Annotated in this window: 8 protein-coding genes; 6 read left to right on the forward strand and 2 right to left on the reverse strand. The window is 40.8% G+C overall.

The genetic code is table 11. The annotated features are described in order from the left end of the window. Positions 1-227 precede the first annotated feature (227 nt). The 5 genes from blaOXA to K737_RS11275 all read left to right on the forward strand — a co-directional run bounded on the left by blaOXA (position 228) and on the right by K737_RS11275 (position 3,088). On the forward strand, positions 228-1,028 hold the full coding sequence (blaOXA, locus tag K737_RS06180; RefSeq protein ID WP_006299420.1) for a class D beta-lactamase: 801 nt from the start codon (positions 228-230) through the stop codon (positions 1,026-1,028). Further along, positions 1,025-1,363 carry a tRNA-binding protein gene (locus K737_RS06185; protein ID WP_006299421.1) on the forward strand — a complete coding sequence of 113 codons (339 nt, stop codon included), beginning with the start codon at positions 1,025-1,027 and terminating at the stop codon, positions 1,361-1,363. Before blaOXA ends, K737_RS06185 begins: the two co-directional genes overlap by 4 nt. 1 nt (position 1,364) lies before the next feature. Further along, entirely contained in the window at positions 1,365-1,490 is a 126-nt protein-coding gene (locus K737_RS11535; RefSeq protein ID WP_200863632.1) for an AAA family ATPase, read from the forward strand. Between the two features lie 52 nt (positions 1,491-1,542). After that, positions 1,543-1,911: an AAA family ATPase gene (locus tag K737_RS06190; RefSeq protein ID WP_024161518.1), complete on the forward strand. Its 369-nt coding sequence runs from the start codon at positions 1,543-1,545 to the stop codon at positions 1,909-1,911. A 196-nt stretch (positions 1,912-2,107) separates the two neighbouring features. Then, on the forward strand, positions 2,108-3,088 hold the full coding sequence (locus K737_RS11275; RefSeq protein ID WP_024161520.1) for a MarR family winged helix-turn-helix transcriptional regulator: 981 nt from the start codon (positions 2,108-2,110) through the stop codon (positions 3,086-3,088). Positions 3,089-3,130: 42 nt separating this feature from the next. On the opposite strand, the gene K737_RS06210 is transcribed toward K737_RS11275, so the two are convergent. Beyond that, positions 3,131-3,514 (reverse strand): nuclear transport factor 2 family protein, encoded by a 384-nt coding sequence (locus K737_RS06210; protein WP_006299424.1) that lies wholly within the window; start codon positions 3,512-3,514, stop codon positions 3,131-3,133. A gap of 88 nt (positions 3,515-3,602) precedes the next feature. On the opposite strand from K737_RS06210, the gene K737_RS06215 reads away from it, so the two are divergent. Continuing rightward, positions 3,603-4,007 carry a MarR family winged helix-turn-helix transcriptional regulator gene (locus tag K737_RS06215; protein ID WP_006299425.1) on the forward strand — a complete coding sequence of 135 codons (405 nt, stop codon included), beginning with the start codon at positions 3,603-3,605 and terminating at the stop codon, positions 4,005-4,007. A gap of 46 nt (positions 4,008-4,053) precedes the next feature. Here the strand turns inward: K737_RS06215 and K737_RS06220 are convergent. Next, a partial coding sequence (locus K737_RS06220) for a histidine phosphatase family protein (protein WP_006288742.1) occupies positions 4,054-4,639 on the reverse strand: 586 nt, incomplete at its 5' end.

Genomic DNA, 4,639 nt, shown 5'->3' on the forward strand with positions numbered 1-4,639 from the left:
TGACGCGTTCAAGCTTGGATTTTATTGAAGGTGGAGCGTTCATCTTGTGGATCAGCGCAGGATGCTGAACCTTTCGCTGATCGATAAGTACGAAGGTTTTAAAAGTCTCTGCGCGGGATGAGAGGTTAATTTGCATTAAACATTGTTGTTTATTTTTAATAAAATAGCCTCTCTTTCGGATCTTTTAAAGACCCTTCAAAAAAGTGAGGGGGAGTATGGGGTAAATCATGAAAAAAGTTATTTTGTTGTTATGTTCTATTATGTTATCAGCGGGTATTGCGTTTGCTGACGGCTGTTTTATTGCAAAAGAAAATGGAAAAGTTTTACAAAGTGAGGGTGACCCGGAAAAGCGCTATGCACCTATGTCTACTTTTAAAATCACTTTAAGCCTCATAGGATTTGATTCTGGTATTCTTATAGATGAAATGCATCCTGTATGGCCTTTTAAAGAAGGTTATGTTGATTGGCGAGAGGTTTGGAAGCAAGATCAAACTCCCAAAAGCTGGATGAAAGAATCCTGTGTTTGGTATAGCCAAGTTTTAACAAAACAACTTGGCATGGAAAATTTCAAGAAGTATGTCACAAAATTTGATTACGGAAATAAGGACCTTTCAGGAGACAAAGGACAAAACAACGGCCTTACAAATGCTTGGTTATCGAGTTCTCTGCAGATTTCAAGCGCAGAGCAAGTCGCCTTTTTACAGAAGATGCTAGCGGGAAAATTGCCTGTTAAGCTGCACGCAGTAACAATGACAAAAAATATCCTATTTGTAGAAGAGTTAAAAAACGGCTGGAAGTTTTATGGCAAAACAGGAATGGGCAGCTTATTAAATGCTGATGGCACAAAAAATCCTGATTTATATCATGGCTGGTTCATTGGTTGGATTGAAAAAGGCGATAGAAGAATTATTTTTTCAAACCACATAGAAGACGATAAAAAAGAAGAGATTGGGGCCAGTCAGCGTGCCAAGCTAGACGCAAAAGAAAAAATGACAAAAATTATAGATCGAATCGAAGGTAACAAATGACAACAATAACATACGAAGAGTTTGAGCGAGTGAATTTACGCTCTGGTACGCTTGTCAAAGTAGAAGAATTTCCAAGGGCAAAAAATCCGGCATTCAAAGTGTGGGCAGATTTTGGACCTGAGATTGGCATATTGCAGACGTCAGCTCAGGTGACTGTGCATTATACGCCACAGACTCTTATTGGGCGCCAAATTGTGGGATGCGTTAATTTGGGAGAGAAAAATATAGCAGGATTTACCTCTCAGTTTTTGCTTGTGGGATTTGCAGATGAAAGCGGCGCTATATGTTTGATAACAGCTGATCAAAAGGTTCCTAATGGACAAAAAATGCATTAACATGAGACGCTTCATCTTTACCGGCACTCCAGGAAGTGGAAAAACCTCTTGTCTAAAAGAGCTAGAAAAATTAGGGCATGCAGTCATTCATGAAGCTGCAACGGATGTAATTAGCAGAGCAAGCTAATGGCTGCGATACGCCATGGGAAGAGCCTGAGTTTGTCGATAAAATTACACTTATGCAAAAAGAGCGGCAGATGAATACTGCTGGAGATCTGAAGTTTTATGACCGCGCGCCACTTTGCACCTGCGCCCTTGGTAAATATTTGGCCAATTGGAAAAATACAGAATTTAAGCCTTCGCCTGTGTTGCTTGATGAAATTGATCGTTGCCTAAAAAACGGCGTTTACCAGAACCATATATTCTTTTTTGAAAATCTAGGGGTTATCGAACATACCGACGCCAGAAAAATAAGCTATGATGATGCTTTAATTTTTGAGCAGATCCACCTCGATGTGTATAAAGAATTTGGCTTTGATATCATTGTGGCACCCAAAGGGCTGACGGTGCAAGAGAGATGTGATTTTATTTTAGAGAGAGTGAAATGAAAGAAAGTTTTTTGTCACCAACAGGCCCGTATAAGATTTGGACTAAACAGTCCGATGAAATGCACATTTTCATGCAGGTAGCCAGCCATCTTATCAAAGTCCTTGGCAAGCATGGCAGTATAATAGCTCTCAGCAAGGCCCAAATTATTAGTTGTGTTCATTCAAACTCCTATTATAGTATAAGCATGCTGATAATTTGGACACTGATATATCAAGAGATAAAGAGGTAGGTGTTAAAAGTTTGCTTGGGTACAAACTGAAAAAGACCCAACATGCCCTGCGCCTTCATATGGATGAAGCTTTAAGAACTATTAATCTCACCACTCCGCAATATGCAGTGCTTGCGCAATTAGAGCTAAAGCCAGGAACGTCTAATGCGACACTTGAAAGGTCAGCATTTATCACCGCCAAAACCATGCACGGTATTGTCTCTAATTTAGAAAAACGGGGTTTAATTCAGCGTAAAAATGATGTTTCCCATGGTAAGATTTTGTGCACAGAATTGACGGATCAAGATCACAAAGTTGTTATCCAAGCCCATGATATGATACGTGCTTTTACAAATGCAGTGAAACAAGAAGCCATAGATGTGATCGAAATGAGCTTAAGCCCCGGAGATTTCTATGTGCTCACCCATGGCAATATTTGTCCTGACAACGTATTTGACCACGAAGATAAGGACAAGCTTCAGCTGATTGATTTTGAGTGGGTAAGGCCTGGAAGTAGCTTACTAGATGCAACTTATTTTAGGATGAACTTCCCAACCTGTTGGTGTGCCAAAGCTTTGCCCGAAGAAGTGATATTAGAGTTAGAAGGATTGTATAGGCAAACAATTGCAAGCAAAATTAAGGCTAGCCTTGATGACGCCAAATACAATGAAAGCTATGCAGCAGCTTGTGGGTTTTGGCTACTCAGCTCTATGCCATTTGCCCTGCGCATCATGGATAAAGATGAGTGCTGGCCATCTAGTCCTGTACCTGTTGATTCATTATGGAAGCAAGAAGCAAACTTGGCTAGGCCACGCTTTATCTCAAGATTGCAAGCATTTATCCAGGTATCAAAAGCCTATAATCTACTTCATCATTTACGTAAGTCAGCTGAGCAAACGCTAGCAAAAGCTTATGAAAAATGGGATGACGCCAAACCACTTGATTTATATCCTGCGTTTCAAAATTAAAACTCTAAGCGGGAAGTCTTATTCTTTGGGGTTTTGACTTGATCACTTACTATCGTCTTCAAAAATCTCACTTTTCTTTTCTTGAAAGGGGCTTGCGTCATAAAACAACTCGATTTTAGAGATGAGTCGATCCGTGAATTCCATCAGCACTGCCGCTCTGAACTTACCAATCGGGGCTGGAACGACCATATCGTAGGCGAACATAATCTGATCGCCGTCCGCAAAACGTGACCTGATTTGGATATCCTGCAATATGCCACCAAAGTTTTTCGCCGCTGTAACAACTGCATCTTTGCCATGCATTTCTGCAAGTGGCCCGATGAAATGCACATTGTCATGGAGGTAGCTCGCCATCTTATCAAAATCCTTGGCAAGCATGGCATTGTAATAGCTTTCAGCAAGGTTCAAATTATCAGTTGTATTCATATCAAACTCCTATTATAGTATAAGCATACTGATAATATATTGTAAGGACACTGATATATCAAGAGATAAAGAGGTAGGTGTTAAAAGTTTGCTTGGATATAAACTGAAAAAGACCCAGCATGCTTTGCGCCTGCATATGGACGAAGCTTTAAGGACTCTTGATCTCACCACTCCACAATATGCAGTACTGGCTCAATTAGAATTAAAGCCAGGGGCGTCTAATGCGGCACTTGCAAGGTCAGCTTTTATAACTGCTCAAACCATGCACGGCATTGTCTCTAATTTAGAAAAGCGAGGGCTTGTAGAGCGTAAAAGCGATGCTTCTCATGGTAGAATTTTATGTACAGAATTGACGGATCAAGGGCACAAAGTTGTGACTCAAGCGCATGATATGATACGTGCTGTTGAATCACGCATGCTATCTACCGTAAGTGGAGAACATAAGGTTCTGCTCGAAAAACTACTCCTTGAGTGTTTTAATAATTTGCAGTAGCTAGAGATATTTACCCTCTAAATCAAGCCTTGATTGAATATTTGGATCATTCATAATCATACAAATTTCTCTCCTCAGATAAAGGATAAATACCCCATGGATGACTTGGATGTTCAGGCGGCTGATGAAAAACGGGCTCTGCATTACCAAGATCAATAATTGAAAGGCCTAAAATTTCTTGCACAACCCAATAAACGCCCCCATGAGATACAATCAAAACAGGGCCTTTGTGTTGTAATGCCTTTTCTAGTCCTCGCGTAATTCTTGATGAAAAGTCAGCGTATCCTTCCGCTCCTTTGATATCTTCTCCGTTCCGCCAACCATTGATCCATAAACCGTTGCCTTTGAGCTGGCCTTCTTTTTCGCCCCAGCATGCCTCTTGTAATTCAGTGATTTCGATGATAGGAGCTTTTATGTGCTGGGTAATGATATCTGCCGTCTTGCAAGCTCTGCGTAAAGGAGAGCTCACAATAGTCGCTATAGGTTCGTTTTTTAGCAATTCTGCTGCATTTAAGCCTTGAGAAACGCCTCGATCATTGAGAGGAATATCTTGGCTGCCCATGGCTCTATGCTCAAGGTTCCAATCCGTTTCACCGTGCCTAAGGAAATAAAATGGCTTGAGAGGAAGTCCT

The sequence above is a fragment of the Holospora undulata HU1 genome (genome assembly GCF_000388175.3).
GTDB lineage: Bacteria > Pseudomonadota > Alphaproteobacteria > Holosporales > Holosporaceae > Holospora > Holospora undulata_A.

Bases quoted from the DNA above. Each gene is read 5' to 3' on its own strand.
- blaOXA (WP_006299420.1), top strand. From the start codon at position 228: ATGAAAAAAGTTATTTTGTTGTTATGTTCTATTATGTTATCAGCGGGT.
- K737_RS06185 (WP_006299421.1), top strand. From the start codon at position 1,025: ATGACAACAATAACATACGAAGAGTTTGAGCGAGTGAATTTACGCTCT.
- K737_RS11535 (WP_200863632.1), top strand. From the start codon at position 1,365: ATGAGACGCTTCATCTTTACCGGCACTCCAGGAAGTGGAAAAACCTCT.
- K737_RS06190 (WP_024161518.1), top strand. From the start codon at position 1,543: ATGCAAAAAGAGCGGCAGATGAATACTGCTGGAGATCTGAAGTTTTAT.
- K737_RS06210 (WP_006299424.1), bottom strand. From the start codon at position 3,514: ATGAATACAACTGATAATTTGAACCTTGCTGAAAGCTATTACAATGCC.